This is a genomic window from Micromonospora sp. NPDC050686, from assembly GCF_040654475.1.
GTDB lineage: Bacteria > Actinomycetota > Actinomycetes > Mycobacteriales > Micromonosporaceae > Micromonospora.
This window is the reverse complement of the sequence record NZ_JBFAID010000024.1, coordinates 34890-50464: the sequence shown is the minus strand read 5'-3', so window position 1 is coordinate 50464 and position 15575 is coordinate 34890. Positions and strand designations below refer to the sequence as shown.

Sequence of the window (15575 nt, the reverse complement as noted above, 5' to 3'; positions counted from 1 at the left end):
CACAGCATGACTGAGGTCCGCGGGGCGGTGGCCGGGCCGGTGCCGGCTCAGGCAGGTCCGGATCATGACCGGCCGGACGGCGAGGCTCGCGTACGTGAGCTCCTCGGCCGGATGACGATCGAGGAGAAGGTCGCGCAGCTCGTCGGCTTCTGGGAGAAGGAGGACGGCGAGTCGGTCGCGCCGTTGCAGGGCGAGTTCGCCGACGTCGGCCGGCTCGAGGACTTCTCCCGGCACGGCCTCGGCCACCTCACCCGGGCGTACGGCACCCGGCCGGTGGACGCCGCCGCCCGCGCGTCCTGGCTGTGGAAGTTCCAGTCCGATCTGGTGACCGGCACCCGGCTCGGCATCCCGGCGATCGTCCACGAGGAGTGCCTGACCGGGCTCTCGGCCTGGAAGGCGGCCACCTTCCCAACCCCGCTGGCGTGGGGCGCGGCCTTCGATCCCGAGCTGGTCGCCGAGATGGCCGCGGCGATCGGGGCGTCGATGCGGGCCCTGGGCGTGCACCAGGGCCTCGCCCCGGTGCTCGACGTGATCCGCGACCCGCGCTGGGGCCGGGTCGACGAGTGCATCGCCGAGGACCCCTACCTGGTCGGGACCATCGGCACCGCGTACGTGCGTGGCCTGCAGTCGCAGGGGGTGCACGCCACGTTGAAGCACTTCGTCGGATACTCCGCCTCCCGGGCCGGGCGCAACTTCGCCCCGGTGCACGCCGGTCCGCGGGAGATCGCCGACGTGCTGCTGCTGCCGTTCGAGATGGCGATCCTCGACGGCGACGCGCGCAGCGTCATGCACTCCTACGCCGAGATCGACGGGGTGCCCGTCGCGGCCGATCCAACGATGTTGACCGGCGTCCTGCGGGACCGGTGGGGCTTCGACGGCACGGTGGTGGCCGACTACTTCGGGGTGGCGTTCCTGAACCTGCTGCACCACGTCGCGGGCGACCACGCGGAGGCGGCGGTGCAGGCGCTGACCGCCGGGGTCGACGTCGAGCTGCCGACGGGCGACGCCTATCTGACCCTGCGCGAGTCGGTGCGGGCCGGCACGCTCGACGAGGCGCTCGTCGACCGGGCGGTGCTGCGGGTGCTGCGGCAGAAGCTGGAGCTCGGGCTGCTCGACGCGACCTTCACGGAGGAGCCGCCGCCGGCGGTCGACCTCGACTCGCCGGAGCACCGGTCGATCGCCCGCCGCCTCGCGGAGCAGTCGGTCGTCCTGGTCGCCAACGACGGCGTACTTCCGGTGCCGGCCGGCCGGCGGGTGGCGGTCATCGGTCCGAACGCCGACCGGCAGGGCGCCCTCTTCGGGTGCTACTCCTTCCTCAACCACGTGCTCGTCCAGCACCCCGGTGTGGAGACCGGCATCGAGGTGCCGACGGTGCTCGACGCGGTACGCGACGAGTTCGGCCACCACCTGGTCAGCTGGGCACGGGGCTGCGACGTGGACACCGACGACCGGTCCGGCTTCGACGAGGCCGTCGCCGCGGCGGCCGCCGCGGAGGTCGCCGTGCTGGTCGTCGGCGACCACGCGGGCCTCTTCGGGCGCGGCACGGTCGGCGAGGGCTGCGACCGGGACGACCTGGAGCTGCCCGGCGTCCAGCGCGACCTGGTCGAGGCGGTGCTGGCGACCGGCACCCCGGTCGTGCTGGTGCTGGTCACCGGCCGGCCGTACGCCGTCGACTGGGCGCTGTCCCGATGCGCGGCGGTGGTGCAGGCGTTCTTCCCCGGCGAGGAGGGCGCCGGCGCGCTCGCCGGCGCGCTCGCCGGGCGGGTCAATCCGTCGGGCCGGCTGCCGGTCAGCCTGCCCCGCTCGGCGGGGGCCCAGCCCTACTCGTACCTGCATCCCACGCTCGGCGCGGGCAACGAGGTGACCAACCTGTCGACGACGCCCGCGGCGCCGTTCGGCCACGGCCTGTCGTACACGACGTTCGCGTACGCGGACCTGACCGCGCCCGCCACGGCGCCGACCGGCGGGATGCTGCCGGTGACCGTGCGGGTGACGAACACCGGCGCGGTCGCCGGCGACGACGTGGTCCAGCTGTACGGCCACGACCCGGTGGCCTCGGTGACCCGGCCGGTGGCGCAGCTGCTCGGCTACCGGCGGGTCCACCTGGCGCCGGGCCAGTCCGTCACCGTCGAGCTGACCGTCCCCACCACCCGGTTGGCCTTCTCCGACCGGACGCTGACCCGGGTCGTGGAGCCCGGCGAGGTCGAACTCTGGGTCGGCACCAGCGTGCGGCGGGACGCCGAGGCGCTGACCACACTGGTCGGTGCGACCGTGCCGGTCACCAACGCCTCGGCGCGCTGGACCACGTCCGAGGTCAGGTGAGGATCGAGCGGCTCGGCCCGCAACCGGGTCAGCTGCCGGGCGGATGGCGGATGCGCGATCGAGCGTGATACCTCTCAGTCATATTCATGCCTGAGAGGTATCACGCGCAGAACGGCGCCGTCGCCCCCGCCGGGCCCGCCACCCGGCCGGCCAGGACGCGCCGATCGGGGCCGGCTGGCTACCGGCGTGGCCCGCCCCGGAGGTCCTCCTCGATCCGCTTCGCGGCGGCCAGCAGCGGCGGGAGCAACTCCCGGCGGATCATCTCGAACGACCCCCGGCTGGCGTGCGCGGAGACGTTGACCGCGGCGATCACCGGACCGTGCTCGCCGTGGATCGGCGCGGCGCTCCCACCGTTCCCGCCCCGACCATCCGGGCCAGCAGGCGCCGGGCGGCCAGGCCACGCTGTCGCTACCGGATGCCGACGAAGAAGCGGGTCTGGTCGCTGCGGTGCAGCGCGTGGTACGCCTCGAAGCGGACCCCGTCGGGCAGCCAGGCCACCGACTCGATGCCGAGCAGGGGCGTCGAGGTGGTGACCTCGAGCAGCGCGGCGTCCTCGGGTTCGGGGAAGACGGCTTCGATCCAGCGGTCGGCCGCCGCCGCCTCCAGCCCGTACCGGCGGCGCAGCACGTCGTAGAGCGACTGGTTCTCCAGCACCGCCCGCTCCAGTCCGGGCACCAGCCGGGCCGGCAGGGCGGTGTCGACGAGCAGCCACGGCTGGCCGTCGACGCGCCGGAGCCGGCGCATCCGCACCACGGGCTCGCCGGGGCGGATCTGGAGGAGCTCCGCCTCCCGCTGGTCGGCCTCGGCCAGGCTCTGGCTGATCGTCTGGGTGGTCACCCGCCGCCCCGACTCCCGCAGGTCGTCCGCGGAGCCGGAGACCGAGCCGACGAACCGGAGCTCGGTCTTGCGGGGCGCCACGAACGCGCCGCGCCCCTTGACCTTGTAGATCATCCGCTGCTGGACCAGCTCGCGCAGCGCCTCCCGGACGACGGTGCGCGACACGCCGTACCGGACGCTGAGCTCCGCCTCCGAGGGCAGCGGCTGATCGGGCCCGATGTCGCCGGACTCGATCTGCCCACGCAGGGCGCGCATCAGTTGCATCCACAGCGGCTCGGCCCCGTCCCGGGCCAACCGCGGGTACGTCATCGTCATGGGTTCCCTTCCCCGTCGACCGGATACAGCATGCCACGCCGGATCCCGCCTGTCATGACAGGATTCGGACCCCACTTGGAGGCGAAGTACCAGGTCGTTATGGTGCCGTAACCAGAATCACTGTGACCTGCAACACGTTTGTCATGCAGCTCTAGCGCTCCTGTCATTACAGGTCTGTAATGACTGCCACGTGACCGTCGTCTCGGCGGTCCCGGTGATCAGGGAACAACGCACCCCGCTACGGCGGGTCCGCCCCGTCTGGAGGCCCCACCAATGACCACCACACCCCCGCTCCGGCGGCGTAGGGCCGTCGTCGCCGCCGCACTCGCCGCCAGCCTCGCCGCCGCCGCGAGCGGTTGCGGTTCAGCCGCCGACGGCACGGCCGGCGGCGACGACAAGCCCTTCATCGCGCTGAGCAACGGCTTCATCGGCAACGGCTGGCGGCAGACGATGATCGCCAAGTTCGAGCAGGCCGCCACCAAGGCCCAGCAGGACGGGCTGATCGGCAAGTACAAGGTCGTCAACGCGCCCGGGGAGAACTCGGCGACCGAGCAGGTCGCCCAGATCAAGAGCCTGCTGGTGCAGAAGCCCGACGCCCTGCTCATCGACCCGGCCTCGCCGACCGCGCTCAAGCCGGTGATCGAGCAGGCGTGCAACCAGGGCGTCAAGGTCGTGGTCTTCGACTCGGCGATCGACGCGCCCTGCGCCCACGTGCTGCTCAACAGCTTCAAGGACTGGGCCACGGCCGCGGCCGAGCCGCTGATCGAGGGCATCGGCGGCAAGGGCACCGTCATCGTCAGCCGGGGCGTGGTCGGCTCCCAGCCCGAGGCCGAGATGTACCAGACCACCCAGGACATCCTCGCCAAGCACCCGGACGTCAAGGTTGCCGCCACCGTCAACGGCATGTGCGACGGGGCCAAGGCCCAGAAGGCCATCCTCGGCGTCCTGTCGAGCGTGCCCACCGTGGACGGCGTCATCGGCTGCGGCGACGGCTACGGCGTCGCGCAGGCCTTCGGCACCGCCGGCAAGCCCGTCCCGGCACTGACCTTCGAGACCAACGGCCGCGCCCTGAACTACTGGAAGGACAACAAGCTCGACAACGGCTCGGTCGCCGTCATGTCCGACCCGGGCCAGTCCGTCGCCGCCCTGTGGGAGGCGCTCGACCTGCTCGACGGCAAGGACGTGCCGAAGGAGCTGACCTTCCCGATCGTGCTCGTGGAGCAGCAGGACCGCGACGCCTGGGCCGCCGTCCTCAAGCCGGACGAGTACGCCGCCTGGCCGTGGACGCAGGAGCTGTTCCGCCAGCAGGTCGAGGCCGTCAAGAACGGGTCCAAGCCGGTGACCCCGCCGATCCCGTCGGCCGCCAACTGACCCCAGGGCTCGGCCGACGGCCGACCGGACGACCAAGAGGAGCGATCATGCACGTCGACAACCTGCCGTCGGGGTCGGTCGCGGCCCCGCCGCAGGGCGACCCGCGACCGACCGGGCGCCAGCCGGTCGTCACCGCACGGCGGGTGGCGAAGACGTACGGACGCACCCGGGCGCTCGCCGGCGTGGACCTCGACGTCCGCGCCGGCGAGGTGCTCGGCCTCGTCGGGCACAACGGCGCCGGCAAGAGCACGCTGATGCGCGTTCTCGCCGGGCTGGAGGCCTGCGACGAGGGTGCGGTCGCCGTCGGCGGCCGGGAGGTGACGCCCGGCGACGTCCGCCCCGGGGCGCCCGCCTTCCGCACCGTGCGGATGGCGTACCAGGAGACCTCGCTCTGCCCGCACCTCACCGTGGCGGAGAACATCTGGCTCTCCTCCCGCCACTGCCTGCCCCGGGTGGGCTGGCGCCGGGCGGCCGCCGCCGCGGTCCGGCGGCGACTCGACGAGATGTTCCCGGGCCACGGGGTGTCCCCCCGCGACCGGGTGGAGGACCTGTCGCTGGCCCGCCGGCAGTTCGTGGAGATCGCCCGGGCCTCCCTGGTCGACCGGCTCGACCTGCTGATCCTCGACGAGCCGACCGAGTCCCTCGGGCCGGACGCGGCCCGTTCGCTCTACGCGTACGTCCGGCGGCTCGCCGCCGACGGCACCGCCGTGCTGCTCATCTCGCACCGGATCCGCGAGGTGCTGTCGGTGGCCGACCGGGTCGCGGTGATGCGCGACGGGGCGGTCGTGGCCGAACGGCCCGCCACGGGCCTCGGCGAGCACGACGTGCTCACCCTCATGGGCGCCGAGGTGGCCGAGCCGGCCGCGCCGGCCGCCGCCCCGACCGACCGGCCGGACGCGCACCGCCGGACTGTCGCCGAGCTGCGCCACGCCGGCGGCCACGGCCTGCACGACGTGTCGATCCGGGTCGGGGCCGGGGAGGTCGTCGGCCTGGCCGGCCTCGCCGGCCAGGGCCAGCAGGAGGTCCTGGAGCGGCTGTGGCGACCGGTACGGCGGGACACCACCGTGACCGGCACCCGCGCCTACGTCCCCGGCGACCGGCAACGCTCCGGCGTCCTGCCACTGTGGTCGGTCGCGGAGAACCTGGTGGTCACCGCCATGCGCGGCCTGGCCCGGCGGGGCGTCCGCCGGCTGGCCGAGGAACGCGCCACGGTGCGGCACTGGGTGGACCGGCTGGCCGTACGCGGTGGCCCGGACGCGGCCATGACCGAACTCAGCGGCGGCAACCAGCAGAAGGTGATCGTCGCCCGGGCGTTCGCCTCGGCGGCCGACCTCGTCCTGCTCGACGACCCCTTCCGGGGCGTCGACGTGCACACCAAGACCGACCTCTACGCGCTCATCCGGGAGGAGGCGGCCCGGGGCCGCAGCGTCGTCTGGTACTCGAGCGAGAACGCCGAGATGTCCCACTGCGACCGGGTCTACGTGCTGCGCGCCGGGCGGGTGGTGGCTGAGCTGACCGACGCGGAGGTCACCGAGGAGCGGATCATCGCCGTCTCCTTCGCCGAAACCGGAGCCGAGCCCGAGTCCGAGTCCGAGTCCGAGGGAGCGTCGCGATGACCACCCTGCTCACCACCGCCGCACCGCCGGCCCTGCGGCGCCGGATGGCGCCCGCCGCGGTCAGCGCGGTGGCCCTGGCCGCCATGCTCGCCGTCTGCGCGTCCCTGCAACCGGGGGTGCTCACCGTGCCCGGCCTCACGCTGGTCCTGTCCGCCACGGTCCCGCTGGTGATCGCCGCCCAGGCGCAGATGATGCTGATGTCGGTCGGGGACATCGACCTCGGCATCGGCAACTTCGTCGGCCTGGTCACCGTCGTCACCGCCACGATGCTGGTGGACTCCCCCGGCACCGGCGTGCTGGTCCTGCTGGGCCTGGTGGCCGCGTACGCGGTGCTCGGCGCGCTGATCCACCTGCGCCGGGTGCCCTCGCTGATCGCCACGCTCGGCGCGTCGTTCGTCTGGCTCGGCCTGGGCCTGTTCATCCTGCCCACGCCGGGCGGCGGCACCCCGGGATGGCTGGCCACCTTCGGGTCCTGGCAACCGGTCGGCTTCCCCGCGCCGGTGCTGCCGATCCTGCTCGTCGCCGCGCTGGTCTGGCTGCTGTCGGCGCGCAGCGCCGTCGGCGTACGGGTCCGGGCGCTGGGCAGCAACCCGGTGGCCCTGCAACGCGCCGGCCTGCGGCCGCTGGTCTCCCGCGTGGTCGCGTACGGCGCGGCGGGCGCCCTCGGTGTCCTGGCCGGCCTGGTGCTGGCCTCGCAGACCGGCGGCGGTGACGTCTCGTCCGCCGGCAGCTACACGCTGATCACGGTGGCCGCGGTGATCCTCGGCGGCGGCTCGTTCGCCGGCGGCACCGCCGTGCCGTGGGGGGCCGCCATCGGCGGCGTGACCCTCGGCCTGGTCGCCGTCGTCCTCAGCCTGCTCGACGTGCCGTCGAACCTGCAGTCGGCCGTGCAGGGCGGCATCGTGCTGGCCGTGCTCGCCGGCCGCGTCGTGGTCGGAAAGGTGCTCCGATGACCCCCCGTACCCTGGCCCGCCCCTGGATCTGGGGGTTCCTCGCCGCCGCGCTGGTCTGGATCCTGATCCTGGCCATCTCCACCGAGGGCGGCGGCGGGCAGACCGTCTCGCTGGCCCTGTCCCTCGCGCCCTACCTGGTCATCGTGGGCCTCGGCCAGATGCTCGTGATCACCGCCGGCCCGGGGAACATCGACGTCTCGGTGGCGTCGATCATCTCCCTCGCCGGGTTCGTCGCGGTCCAGGTGACCGCCACCACCGGCTCGGTCCCGCTCGGCCTCCTGGCCGGCGTCGGCACCGGCGTCGCGATCGCCGTGATCAGCGTGGTGGCCATCCTCGGGCTCTCCGTACCGCCGATCATCGCCACCCTGGCGGCCGGGCTGATCGCGTCCTCGCTGACGCTGTCGCTCGCCGACGGCTTCACCGCCGTGCCCGACGAGGGCCTGCGCCGGCTGCTCAACCTCCGCCCGGCGGGGGTGCCGGTGCTGGCGGTCGCCGTCGCCGCGCTGACCGTGCTGGTCGCGGCGCTGCTCAGCCGCACCGTCTACGGTCGGTCGCTGCTCGCGGTCGGCCAGAGCCGGCCGGCGGCCGAACGGGCCGGCGTCCCGGTCGCCCGGGTCATCACCACCACCTACCTCGCCAGCGGCGCCCTGGCCGGGCTGACCGGCGCCCTGCTGGCCGCCTACATCGCGCCGTCGCCGGACCTCGGCACCCGCTACCTGCTCGACTCGGTGGCCGTCGTGGTCATCGGCGGGACGCTGATCTCCGGCGGTCGCGCGGTGCCGGCCGGCATCTGGGGCAGCGCGCTGTTCTTCATCCTGCTCGACGGCCTGGTCAACCTCGTGGGCTGGAGCACCGCGGCGCAGAACCTGCTCAAGGGCGGTCTGGTGCTCTTCGTCCTCTTCCTGGCCGGCGGGGGCACCCGATCCGGCCCCGCCCGCCGCATCCGAACCCGGCGGCGGCTGCAACCGGCAGCCGCGGCCTCCACCACGACAGGAGACAACAATGCCTGACATCGACGGCCTGCTCGACGCCCGCGACTTCGCCACCGGTGAGCGCGCCGCCACCGGCTTCCACGTCAAGGGTGCGCACGCCCAGGACTGGGGCCTGCAGAACCGGCTCGCCCGGATCTTCCGGCCGGACGACGGCCGTACCGTGATGCTGGCCTTCGACCACGGCTACTTCCTCGGCCCGATGGCGGGGCTGGAGCAGATCGACCGGAACATCGCACCCCTGGTGCCGGACGCCGACGCGATCATGATGACCCGCGGGGCGCTGCGCACCAGCATCCCGTCGCACAGCAGCGCCGGCGTCGTGCTGCGGGCCAGCGGCGGCCCGAGCGTGCTGAAGGACCTCTCCGACGAGCACCTCGCGCTGGACGTCGAGGACGCCGTCCGGCTCAACGCGGCGGCCCTGGCCATCCAGGTGTTCATCGGCGGCGAGCACGAGTCCCGGTCGGTGGCGAACCTGGCCCGACTGGTGGACGCCGGGCAGCGGCACGGCATCGCCGTCCTGGGCGTCACCGCCGTGGGCAAGGACATGGTCCGCGACGCCCGCTACTTCCGGCTGGCCACCCGGATCAGCGCGGAGATGGGCGCGCACATCGTCAAGACGTACTACGTCAGCGAGGGCTTCGAGACGGTGACCGCCAGCTGCCCGGTGCCGATCATCGTGGCCGGCGGGAAGAAGCTGCCGGAGCTGGACGCGCTGACCATGGCGTACCGGTCGATGCAGGAGGGCGCCGCCGGCGTCGACATGGGCCGCAACATCTTCCAGAGCGAGCACCCGGCCGCGATGCTCGCCGCCATCCGGGCCGTGGTGCACGACGACGCCAAGCCGGAGGAGGCGTACGAGCTCTTCCGCGAGCGGGCGGCCGGCTCCGCCGTCGCCTGACCCATCCGCCGGGGGTGCGGGTCCGTCCGTGACGGCTCCGGCCGGACCCGCACCTCTCCTCCTCGGGAGCCCCACATGTCACACCCAGAGACCGACGTCGTCGACCTCGTCGTCATCGGCGCCGGCATCAACGGCCTCGCCACCGCCCGCGACGCCGCCAGCCGAGGGCTGAGCGTCGTCGTGGTGGACCGCGGGGACGTGGGCGCCGGCACCACGGCCACGTCCAGCCGGCTCATCCACGGCGGCCTGAAGTATCTCGAACGGTACGACTTCCGGTTGGTGCACGAGTCGATCCGGGAACGGCACCTGCTCTTCCGCACCGCCCCCCACCTGGTGCACGACTACCCCATGCTGATCCCGTCGTACGCCGCCGACAGCCGGCCGGGCCCGCTGATCCGGCTCGGCCTGGCCGCCTTCGACGTGCTGGCCGCCCGTCGCGGGCGCGGACGCAGCCGCGGCATGTCGGTCCGGACCATCGCCCGGCGGTGGCCGAACCTGTCCCGGGACGGACTGCGCGGCGGGGTGCTCTTCCACGACGCGCAGGTGCCGTGGGCGGAGCGGCTCTGCGTCGAGTTGCTGCTGGACGCGGAGAAGCTGGGCGCCCGGGTGCTCACCTACACCACCGTGACCGGCCTGCTCGTCGAGGACGGCCGGGTCCTCGGGGTACGGACCCGCGACGACCGGACCGGCCGGGAGGCGGTGCTCCGGGGCCGGCTGACCGTCAACGCGGCCGGGCCGTGGATCGACCGGATCCTCGACGGCCAGGTCGACAGCCGGCGCCTCAACGGCGGCACCAAGGGCAGCCACGTGGTCATCGACCCGTTCCCGGGCGCGCCGGACACCTGCATCTTCTTCGAGGCCGCCGCCGACCGGCGCCCGATCTTCGTCTTCCCCTGGCAGGGCCGGTTCATCCTGGGCAGCACCGACCTGACGTACGAGGGCGACCTGGACGAGGTGGTGGCCAGCGACGCGGAGATCGACTATCTGCTGGCCGAGACCAACCGGCTCTTCCCCACCGCCAACCTCACTCCGGCCGACGTGCTCTACACCGTCGCGGGGGTGCGTCCCCTGCCGTACACGGCCGGGGTGGCGGACAACGCCAAGATCAGCCGAGGGCACACCGTGCTCGACCACTCCCCCGCCCACCCGGGCCTGCTCACCGTCATCGGCGGGAAGCTGACCACCCACCGCGCGCTCGCCGAGGACGTCACCGACGCGGCGCTGCGCATCCTGGGCCGCCGCGGCGGCCGGTGCGTCACCCGGACCCGCCCGCTGCCCGGCGCCGACACCGCCGACTGGCCGGCGTTCCAGGCGGAGTTCCGGCGCTCGGCCGCACCGCTCACCGCGGCCCAGGCCACCCGGCTGCTCGACATCTACGGCGTACGGGCCCGCGCGGTCCTGGACCTGGTCCGGGCCGAGCCGGAACTCGGCGCCGTCGTCGACGAGGACTCCGGCGCGGTCGCCGCCGAGCTGGTCCTCGCCTTCCGGGTGGAAGGGGCGGTGACCTTGGCGGACGCGTTGCTGCGCCGTACCCTGATCGGCCTGGGCCCGGACATGGCGGTGTCGACCGCCTTGACCTGCGCAAACGCCGTCGCTCCCCAGCTCGGCTGGGACGCCGACCGGGTTCGGGCCGAGGTGGCCGGCTACCACGCCGCGCTGCGTCGCTTCCGGCCCCGCGCGCTCGACCGCCCGGCGGTCGCCCCGATCAACGACAGGAGGTTGTGATGCACGCTCCGCAGACCTGCTACCTCGGGGTGGACGTCGGGCTGACCGCCACCAAGGCGGCCGCCTTCGACGCCGACGGGCGCGAGCTGGCCGTCGTGCACGCCCGTACCCCGCGCACCAGCGTCACCGCGCACCGCCACGACGTGGACATGGCCGCCCTGGCCGACACGGTGCTGGCGCTGCTCGCCGAGATCACCGGCGAGCTCGCCGGCGACGGCTGGACCCCGGCCGGGGTCGGGGTGGCCGCGCACGGCAACGGCCTCTACCCGGTCGACGCGGCGCTGCGCCCGGTCGGCCCGGCCATCGCCTCCTCGGACACCCGGGCCCAGCACATCGTCGCGGCCATCCCGCCCGAGGAGGCCCGCCGGCTGGCCCGGGAGACCGGCTCGATCCCGTGGGCGGCCCAACCGGCCGTGCTGCTGCGCTGGCTGCGGGACGCGGAACCCGCCGCGTACGCGGCCACCCGGTGGGCCCTGTCCTGCAAGGACTGGGTCACCGCGCAGCTCACCGGAGTGGCCAGCGCCGACTACAGCGACGCCAGCGCGTTCGGCCTGGTCGCCCTGGACACCCGCGACTACACCCCGACGGCGCTGGAACTGGTCGGCCTGCCCGCCGGCGACCTGGACCGGTTCCCGCCGTTGCGGCGCTCCGACGAGGTGGTCGCCGGGCTGAGCGCCACCGCGGCCGCCCGCACCGGCCTGCCCGAGGGCCTCCCGGTCATCGCCGGCTGCATGGACTGCGTCGCGGCAACCCTGGGCGCCGGTGGCCGGGGCCTCGGCGAGGGGACGATCATCGTCGGTACGTGGGCGATCAACGGTGTCGTCGTGCCGGCCCGCACCCCCGCGCCGGAGGTCACGCTCAGCGCCTTCATGCCCGACCCGGCCACCATGCTGGCGATGGAGGTCGCGCCGACCTCGGCGGCGAACCTCGAGTGGCTGGCCTGTGCCGCCGTCGCGCCCCGGCAGGCCGGCGGGGTGCCCGCCGCCGACCTGCTCGCGGAGGCCGCCGAGGTGCCGCCCGGTGCGGAGGGCCTGCTGTTCCTGCCCTTCGTCAACGGCTCGCCCGAGCACCCGTCGGCCTCCGGCACCTTCCTCGGCCTGGCCAGCAACCACCGGCGGGGTCACCTCACCCGGGCTGTCATCGAGGGGGTCGCCCAGTACCACCGGGTGCAGCTGGACCGGGTGCTGGCCAGCGGCGCGGACATCGGGGACCGCCCGTGGCGGTTGGCCGGCGGCGGCGCCCGCTCCGCCGTCTGGGCGCAGATCTTCGCCGACGTGCTCGGCCGGCCGGTCCGGCGGCAGCTCACCAGCGAACTCGGGGCGCGCGGGGTGGCGTCCCTGCTGCCCGGCGCGCTGGGCCACGACGGGCCGGCGTGGAGCGTGCACGACGAGGACGACCTGTGCGTGCACCCCGGCGCCGACCGGGCGGCGTACCTGCGGCAGGCCGAGGCCTTCGACCGCTGCCTGGCCGGCATGTCGGCCGTCTGGTCCGAGGTCGAGCGCTACCGCGCGTCGGGGTAGCCGAGCGTCGGCGCCACGCCCACGGGGCCGAGCGGCGGGCCGGTCGACGATCCGGCAGCCGCTCGGCCGCACGGCCGTGCGGCCGTGCGGGCCGCCAGGGGTGGGGCAGGCGCTACCGGGACCGCGGATCCTGCTGGCGGCGCACCATCTCGCTGATCCAGGTGGGCGCGTACGGCGACGTGCAGCCCGGGGAGGTCGGATAGTCCTTGAGCACCGCCAGGCGCTCGCCGATGTCGATCGCGCGGGCGCGGTGTTCGGGGTGCTCGATGCCGATCTGCGCCAGGCAGTGGTTCATCGCCCACTGGAGCCGATCCGGGGCGTCCTTCATCTCCGCCTCGATGACGTCGAGCAGTCCGGCGAGGTCGAGGCCCTCGGGCCGCTTCGCCACGCGGTCGGTGGTGAGCGCCCAGCCGGCGCTCGCGACCACCGGGTCCGGATCGGCGGACCAGGCCGGGCGCAACTCCTCCGCGTGCGGGTTCTTCTTCGCCACGTAGCTCACCAGCCAGTCGTGCACCTTGGGTGGGCGCGCCTCGCGCACCATGGCGTCCAACTCGTCCCGCCCGAACGCCTTCGGGCGGCAGATCAGGAGCGCCAGCAGCCGGGCCGCGGTGTCCCCCGTCGCCCAGAGTTCACGGGCGAGGTCCTGCTGCGTCTTCAGCCGCTTCGCGAGCGCGCGCAGCTTGCCGAGGTTCACCCCGTGGTCGTCGCCGTGCCGCTCGTTCACCTCGCGTGCCCTGGGGTCCTCGAGCTCGGCCAGTTCGGCCATCACCTGGGTCACCGTCGTCTCGGCCACCTCAGCCTCCTGTCCGTCAGGTGCGAAGAGCAGCCTACGGCCAACTTCGCCTACCCGGCGGGGAGGCGGCCGTCGCAGCGTACGTCGGGTGCGGCGATCGGGCGCCGGGGCATCATCCAGTCCAGGGTGGTCTCCTCCACCGGCCAGCCGTGTACCGCCACGACGCTGTACGGCACCGGCCGAGCCTGCGGGCAGAGCACCTGCGACCGCACGTCGTCGTTCGGCAGGAACCGCACGACGGCGGCCCGGTCCAGGATGACCGTCGACGTGTCGGTGACGGTGATCAGTGCGCCGAGCACCACCTCCGGGCCGGCCGCGCCGGCCGCGCCGGCCGGGGCTTGCGGGTCGACCTCGACCGCGGCGGTGGGCAGCACCGGCACCCGCAGGAAGACCGCGCCGGTCACCAGCGGGAGCACGGCGGCGACCGCGTACGCCAGACCGTGGGTCAACGCCGGGGCGATCCGGCCGGGGATCGGGCCGGTGAGCAGCATGGTGGCGGCGGGCGGCACCGCCAGCAGCGCGGCCGTGGTCGGCTCACCCACCTGGACCGCCGTCCACACCGCCGGGGCCAGCGCGGCGTACGCCAGCACCGCCGCCGCCAGCGGAAGCGCCACACTGACCAGCAGGATCCGGGTCGGCTGGTCCGGATACAGGTAGCGGGTGCGCAGCGCGAGCAGGCAGAGACCCAGCATCAGCAGCGTCGGCAGGAAGCGGAGCTGCCAGGTGAGCGCGCCCAACGCGACCGCCGCGGTGGCCACCCAGCCGGGGGTACGCGCCGTCCAGAAGGCGAGCAACGACCGTTCCGGGTCGAAGCGCTCAGGGGCACTGAGCCGCAGCAGCCGACCGAGCACCCCGAACGTGAGCACGACCAGGGGGAACGCCCAGACCAGGGCGATCAGCAGGGCGCTGAGCAGGCCGAGCGGGCTGACGTACTGCACCAGCAGCAGCATGGTGGACATGTCCTGCCGGCTGAGCTGCCACAGCCGCAGCACCAGGAGCAGGACGGGAAACGCGGGGAGAAGGGTCAGCAGCCACTGCTGCGCCTGCCGCGCCCCTGCCATCCGGCGGGGCCGGCCAGCCTTGCCGGGACCGCCGGCGACCCGGGCTGTGCCGGGGCCGGTAACGCGATCCTCTCCCACGGCCACTGCCGTACCTCCACCTTCCTGGGGTCGGGCTGCTGCTGCACCGCTACCGACTGCGGGAGGTTGTAGCGCTGCTGCCAACGGAAGTTGCCGGTGTACGCCTCCTCCCAGGCCGAGTTGCGCGGGTCGGTGGCCGAGGCGTGGAGCGCGAGATCGACCAGATCACGCAGGGCCTCGTTCGGGCCGGTGTTGACCCCCCACATCTCGGCGGCGGACTCGCCGATGTCCCAGTGCCGCAGCGGCTTGACGTTGCGGAGGGTGACCGGGAAGCGTTGGCCGTCGTCGCCCGGCTGGTCGCCGGTGACGAAGCCGGCGAGGATCGCCGCGTCGCTGGTGACCGCGTTCACCTTCCCGTCGTACATCTCCTGGACGCACTCGCTGATCTTGTTCCGGCCGATCGGCCGCGCGCCGGCCTGGCGGAGGCGCGGGATGGCGGTCGACGTGGTCAGCGTGCAGACGGTCCGGTCAGCCAGGTCCTCCAGGCTGCTCACCGGGCCCGCGTCGCTGCGCAGCGTCACCACCGACTGCTCCGTCTGCAGGTAAGGGGCGGAGAAGACCGCCCCCTCCTCCTCTTCCCGTTTCCTGGTGACGCTGTACGAGGCGATCACCAGGTCGACGGTGACGAATCCGTCGCGGTCCTGGGCCTGGCGGCGGGCCCGGTCCTCGCTCTCGATCGGCAGGAACCGCACCTGGGACCGGTCGAACCCGAGGTAGCCGGCGATCAGGTAGGCGATGTCGACGTCGAAGCCCTTCCAGACGTCGTTCGGCAGTCGCTGGGAGACACCGGGCTGGTCGTCCTTCACGCCGACCAGGAGTTGCGGCTTGCCCTTCAGGCCGGCCCGCTCCATCAGCTCGTCCCGGGTCGGGGGGCCGAACCCGAGCACGATCGGCACCACCGCCGCCGCCAGTACGGCCAGCACGACGGTCAGTCCCACCAGTCGAATCTGGCGGACCCGTCTGGTCCGCTGCGGTGCGGTCGCCGCCGGCCCGGAAGGGCTCGGCTCGCCTGCCTCACTCACCTATGCCCTCCCCCACCGCGCGGCTCCGGTACCAGAGCCTCCATTGTGGGGTCCGGGGCAAGGCCAGGACGA

The 15575-nt window shown here is 73.8% G+C and carries 13 protein-coding genes; 8 read left to right on the top strand and 5 right to left on the bottom strand.

The window, feature by feature from the left end:
• Positions 1–6 precede the first annotated feature (6 nt).
• Complete coding sequence (locus tag AB0H57_RS17605) at positions 7–2322, top strand: glycoside hydrolase family 3 N-terminal domain-containing protein (RefSeq protein WP_357507576.1); 2316 nt, start codon at positions 7–9, stop codon at positions 2320–2322.
• 178 nt (positions 2323–2500) lie between these two features.
• On the opposite strand, the gene AB0H57_RS17600 is transcribed toward AB0H57_RS17605, so the two are convergent.
• Positions 2501–2635: a hypothetical protein gene (locus AB0H57_RS17600; protein ID WP_357507574.1), complete on the bottom strand. Its 135-nt coding sequence runs from the start codon at positions 2633–2635 to the stop codon at positions 2501–2503.
• Positions 2636–2730: 95 nt separating this feature from the next.
• Positions 2731–3474 carry a GntR family transcriptional regulator gene (locus AB0H57_RS17595; RefSeq protein ID WP_357507572.1) on the bottom strand — a complete coding sequence of 248 codons (744 nt, stop codon included), beginning with the start codon at positions 3472–3474 and terminating at the stop codon, positions 2731–2733.
• A 273-nt stretch (positions 3475–3747) separates the two neighbouring features.
• Between AB0H57_RS17595 and AB0H57_RS17590 the strand changes: the two genes are divergently transcribed.
• From AB0H57_RS17590 to AB0H57_RS17560, 7 genes are all read left to right on the top strand, one after another.
• Positions 3748–4845 (top strand): ABC transporter substrate-binding protein, encoded by a 1098-nt coding sequence (locus AB0H57_RS17590; protein WP_357507570.1) that lies wholly within the window; start codon positions 3748–3750, stop codon positions 4843–4845.
• 47 nt (positions 4846–4892) lie between these two features.
• Entirely contained in the window at positions 4893–6461 is a 1569-nt protein-coding gene (locus tag AB0H57_RS17585) for a sugar ABC transporter ATP-binding protein (protein ID WP_357507568.1), read from the top strand.
• On the top strand, positions 6458–7414 hold the full coding sequence (locus AB0H57_RS17580) for an ABC transporter permease (RefSeq protein WP_357507566.1): 957 nt from the start codon (positions 6458–6460) through the stop codon (positions 7412–7414). The genes AB0H57_RS17585 and AB0H57_RS17580 overlap by 4 nt, the downstream gene beginning before the upstream one ends.
• Complete coding sequence (locus AB0H57_RS17575) at positions 7411–8424, top strand: ABC transporter permease (RefSeq protein ID WP_357507564.1); 1014 nt, start codon at positions 7411–7413, stop codon at positions 8422–8424. The genes AB0H57_RS17580 and AB0H57_RS17575 overlap by 4 nt, the downstream gene beginning before the upstream one ends.
• Positions 8417–9304, top strand: coding sequence for a 3-hydroxy-5-phosphonooxypentane-2,4-dione thiolase (lsrF, locus tag AB0H57_RS17570; RefSeq protein ID WP_357507562.1), 888 nt, complete (start codon positions 8417–8419; stop codon positions 9302–9304). Before AB0H57_RS17575 ends, lsrF begins: the two co-directional genes overlap by 8 nt.
• A 75-nt stretch (positions 9305–9379) precedes the next feature.
• Complete coding sequence (locus tag AB0H57_RS17565) at positions 9380–11029, top strand: glycerol-3-phosphate dehydrogenase/oxidase (RefSeq protein ID WP_357507560.1); 1650 nt, start codon at positions 9380–9382, stop codon at positions 11027–11029.
• On the top strand, positions 11029–12549 hold the full coding sequence (locus AB0H57_RS17560) for an FGGY family carbohydrate kinase (RefSeq protein WP_357507558.1): 1521 nt from the start codon (positions 11029–11031) through the stop codon (positions 12547–12549). Before AB0H57_RS17565 ends, AB0H57_RS17560 begins: the two co-directional genes overlap by 1 nt.
• A gap of 112 nt (positions 12550–12661) precedes the next feature.
• Here the strand turns inward: AB0H57_RS17560 and AB0H57_RS17555 are convergent, their stop codons facing one another.
• From AB0H57_RS17555 to AB0H57_RS17545, 3 genes are read right to left on the bottom strand one after another with little or no spacing between them, the layout of a single operon-like run.
• Positions 12662–13342 (bottom strand): DNA alkylation repair protein, encoded by a 681-nt coding sequence (locus AB0H57_RS17555; protein ID WP_357507556.1) that lies wholly within the window; start codon positions 13340–13342, stop codon positions 12662–12664.
• A 50-nt stretch (positions 13343–13392) separates the two neighbouring features.
• A complete protein-coding gene (locus AB0H57_RS17550; RefSeq protein ID WP_357507554.1) occupies positions 13393–14403 on the bottom strand; it encodes a hypothetical protein in 1011 nt (336 codons plus the stop codon).
• Positions 14367–15419, bottom strand: coding sequence for a transporter substrate-binding domain-containing protein (locus AB0H57_RS17545; protein WP_357507552.1), 1053 nt, complete (start codon positions 15417–15419; stop codon positions 14367–14369). The genes AB0H57_RS17550 and AB0H57_RS17545 overlap by 37 nt, the downstream gene beginning before the upstream one ends.
• Between the last annotated feature and the right edge of the window lie 156 nt (positions 15420–15575).

What these genes read in the sequence shown, in the direction of transcription:
- AB0H57_RS17575 (WP_357507564.1), top strand. Translation starts at nt 7,411, where the DNA reads ATGACCCCCCGTACCCTGGCCCGCCCCTGGATCTGGGGGTTCCTCGCC.
- AB0H57_RS17585 (WP_357507568.1), top strand. Translation starts at nt 4,893, where the DNA reads ATGCACGTCGACAACCTGCCGTCGGGGTCGGTCGCGGCCCCGCCGCAG.
- lsrF (WP_357507562.1), top strand. Translation starts at nt 8,417, where the DNA reads ATGCCTGACATCGACGGCCTGCTCGACGCCCGCGACTTCGCCACCGGT.
- AB0H57_RS17605 (WP_357507576.1), top strand. Translation starts at nt 7, where the DNA reads ATGACTGAGGTCCGCGGGGCGGTGGCCGGGCCGGTGCCGGCTCAGGCA.
- AB0H57_RS17560 (WP_357507558.1), top strand. Translation starts at nt 11,029, where the DNA reads ATGCACGCTCCGCAGACCTGCTACCTCGGGGTGGACGTCGGGCTGACC.
- AB0H57_RS17550 (WP_357507554.1), bottom strand. Translation starts at nt 14,403, where the DNA reads ATGGCAGGGGCGCGGCAGGCGCAGCAGTGGCTGCTGACCCTTCTCCCC.
- AB0H57_RS17590 (WP_357507570.1), top strand. Translation starts at nt 3,748, where the DNA reads ATGACCACCACACCCCCGCTCCGGCGGCGTAGGGCCGTCGTCGCCGCC.
- AB0H57_RS17580 (WP_357507566.1), top strand. Translation starts at nt 6,458, where the DNA reads ATGACCACCCTGCTCACCACCGCCGCACCGCCGGCCCTGCGGCGCCGG.
- AB0H57_RS17565 (WP_357507560.1), top strand. Translation starts at nt 9,380, where the DNA reads ATGTCACACCCAGAGACCGACGTCGTCGACCTCGTCGTCATCGGCGCC.
- AB0H57_RS17595 (WP_357507572.1), bottom strand. Translation starts at nt 3,474, where the DNA reads ATGACGATGACGTACCCGCGGTTGGCCCGGGACGGGGCCGAGCCGCTG.